The 2,912-nt window shown below is 63.8% G+C and carries 3 protein-coding genes; all 3 read left to right on the top strand.

The features are described 5' to 3' along the window. The first annotated feature begins 41 nt into the window (after positions 1–41). The 3 genes from NPX02_RS20875 (at position 42) to NPX02_RS20865 (ending at position 2,868) form a co-directional block, all read left to right on the top strand. Complete coding sequence (locus NPX02_RS20875; RefSeq protein WP_260295993.1) at positions 42–911, top strand: LysR family transcriptional regulator; 870 nt, start codon at positions 42–44, stop codon at positions 909–911. Between the two features lie 90 nt (positions 912–1,001). Further along, entirely contained in the window at positions 1,002–1,859 is an 858-nt protein-coding gene (locus NPX02_RS20870; protein WP_260295992.1) for a TIGR01777 family oxidoreductase, read from the top strand. A gap of 46 nt (positions 1,860–1,905) precedes the next feature. Beyond that, complete coding sequence (locus NPX02_RS20865; RefSeq protein WP_260295991.1) at positions 1,906–2,868, top strand: YbgA family protein; 963 nt, start codon at positions 1,906–1,908, stop codon at positions 2,866–2,868. Positions 2,869–2,912: the final 44 nt, after the last annotated feature.

Below are 2,912 nucleotides of genomic sequence, written 5' to 3'. Positions count from 1 at the left end.
TGCAGACCGGGTGAGTAGTTACCTCTAATGAAAGGTAAACCATGAACCGTGATATCGACGTCGGCCTGATCCGCGCCTTTCTGGCGGTCGCCGAAAGCGGCGGCATGACCCGGGCCGCCCAGGTGCTCAATCTCACCCAGGGGGCGGTGAGTCAGCAGATCAAGCGCCTGGAGGGCTATTTCGGCAAACAGCTGTTCGACCGGCGCCAGAAACAGATGCAGCTCACCCCGGACGGCGAGAAGCTGGTCGCCAGCGCCAACCGGCTGCTGGCCCTGAACGATGAACTGCTGCAGCTGATGCGCCAGCCGGAGTTCACCGGGGAGATCCTGCTCGGGGTGCCGCCGGATATCGTGCGCCCGTTCCTGCCACCGATTCTGAAACGCTTCAGCCGTGAATTCCCCAACATTCGCGTCACCCTGATCAGCGACTCCACCCCGGTACTGCTGGAGATGCTGAAGAAGCAGGAGATCGACCTCACCCTCACCACCGAGTCGGTGAAGGGGGATCCGGAGGAATTGCTGCTCACCGACGCCCTGGTCTGGATCGGCGCCATCAACGGCGAGGCGAGCCATCGCCAGCCGCTGCCGGTGGCCCTCGGGCTGGAGTCGTGCGACTTTCGCGCCTCGGCGGTGGAGGCGCTGAACGGCGCCGGGCTGGAGTGGATCTCCATCTGCCAGGTGGGCAGCATCGAACCGGTACTGGCCACCCTGGAAGCGGACATGGCCATCGCCCCCTACATGTCCCAGGTGATCCCCGAGAGCCTGGCCATGCTCGACCCCGGCAGCGGCCTGCCGCCGCTGCCGCGCTACTACATCAACCTGCGCCTGCCGGGGCGCGGTGCCAGCATGATTGTGCAAGAGCTGGCCCAGCAGATCCGCAGCGGCTTTGCCCTGCGCTATCCGGCCCCCTGAGAAAAGCACCCGGAGAAGGGTTCATCGCTACCGGTCTCGGCTATGCTTGAGGCAGGCCGTCAGGCAACCGTCAATCCATCAGGAGCGCGCATGAAGATCGCCATTACCGGTGCCACCGGATTTGTCGGCAGCCACCTCTGCCACGCGCTGGAGAACGAGGGCCATGAGCTGCTCAAACTGGGACGCAGTGAGGTCCAGGCAGAGACGGCGCAACTGGCCGAGCAGTTGCAAGGCTGCGATGCCGTGATCAATCTGGCTGGGGAGAACATCGCCCGCCGCTGGACCGAGCAGTACATGCAGGCCCTGTACGACAGCCGGGTGTTGACCACCCGCGCCCTGGTACAGGCGATACGGCTGCTGGAGCAGCGGCCGGGACTGTTCATCTCCACCTCCGCCCTCGGCGCCTTCGACAGCAGCGGCCGTTACAGCGAGGCCGATGCGCCCAACGCCGGCGGATTTTTCGGCCACCTTACCCGCGACTGGGAGCAGGCGGCCCACGGGGCGGAGGTGCTTGGGGTACGCACCCTGATCTTCCGGCTCAGCCTGGTATTGGGTCGCGACGGCGGCATGATGAAACAGCTGCTGCCGCCATTCCGCCTGGGGCTGGGCGGTCCGGTCGGCGACGGCAGCCAACCCTTCTCGTGGATTCATATCCACGATCTGGTGCGCGCCTACCGCTTTGCCCTCGACCACCCCGAGATGGTGGGGGTCTACCACCTCAGCGCCCCCGACGCCACCAGCAACCGCGAATTCGCCCGGGCGCTAGGCCGGCAGCTGCACCGACCCGCCCTGTTGCCGGTGCCCCTGCTGGCCCTCAAGTTGCGTTTCGGCAAGGGGGCCGAAGCGCTGGCCTCCGGGCAATACCTGATCTCGGAGCGCCTGCCCGAGGCCGGATTCCATTTTCAATACGACACCCTGGCCAAGGCGCTGGCGGAGATCACGTCGTAGTTATTTATTGACAGGCCCTTACAGCACAGAAACCGGTTATCGATCCATGCAACAGAACAACGACAACCCCGTCACCATCGGCGTCAGCAGTTGCCTGCTGGGGGAGCCGGTGCGTTACGACGGCGGCCACAAGCGCGACCGGTTTATCACCGAGCAGCTGGCGGATTATGTGCGCTTTGTACCGATCTGTCCGGAGGTGGGCAGCGGCATGCCGGTACCGCGGCCGCCGATCCGCCTGGTGGGTGATCCGAACAATCCGCACGTCGTCGGGGTGGACAACCCGGACATCGATGTAACGCACCTACTGGAGGCGTACTCGAAAAAGGCGCTGGCCAGCCTGGACGGGATCAGCGGCTATATCCTGAAGAAGGACTCCCCCAGCTGCGGCATGAAGCGGGTCAAGGTCTACCCCGCGCAGGGCGGCAGCGCCGAGCGCAAGGGCTCCGGCATCTTCGCCCGTCTGCTGATGGAGCACTACCCCAACCTGCCGGTCGAGGACGAGGGGCGGCTCAATGATGCGGTGCTGCGGGAGAATTTCATCAACCGGGTATTCGTCTACCACCACTGGCAACAGTTGCTGGGCGAAGGACTCACACCGGCCCGGCTGATCGATTTCCATGCCCGGCATAAATACCTGGTGATGGCCCACTCCCAGGCCGCCTACAAGCGTATGGGCCGGCTACTGGCAAACGTGCCGAAGAATGCGCTCCCGCGTATCAGCGAGACTTATATCCAAGGACTGATGACAGCGTTGCAGCGACCGGTCAACCGCAAGGGACATACCAATGTACTGCAACACATCATGGGCTACCTGAAGCGTCACATCGACACCCATGACAAACGGGTGCTGGGAGAGAGCATCGAGCGCTACCGGCTGGGCGAGGTCCCGCTGGTGGTACCCATTACCCTGTTCCGGCACTACTTTCGGCTGCACCCCGACCCCTATATCGCACGGCAGGTCTACCTGCAGCCCCATCCGGAGCAGCTGGGGCTCAGGAACCATCTATAACCCTACCTGAATTACTCGATTCAACCGCAAAGAACGCAAAGAAC

The organism is Sedimenticola hydrogenitrophicus, assembly GCF_025175675.1.
In the GTDB taxonomy this organism is placed as follows: domain Bacteria; phylum Pseudomonadota; class Gammaproteobacteria; order Chromatiales; family Chromatiaceae; genus Sedimenticola; species Sedimenticola hydrogenitrophicus.
Note: the sequence above shows the minus strand (reverse complement) of the source record. Positions and strands in the feature narration are given on the sequence as shown.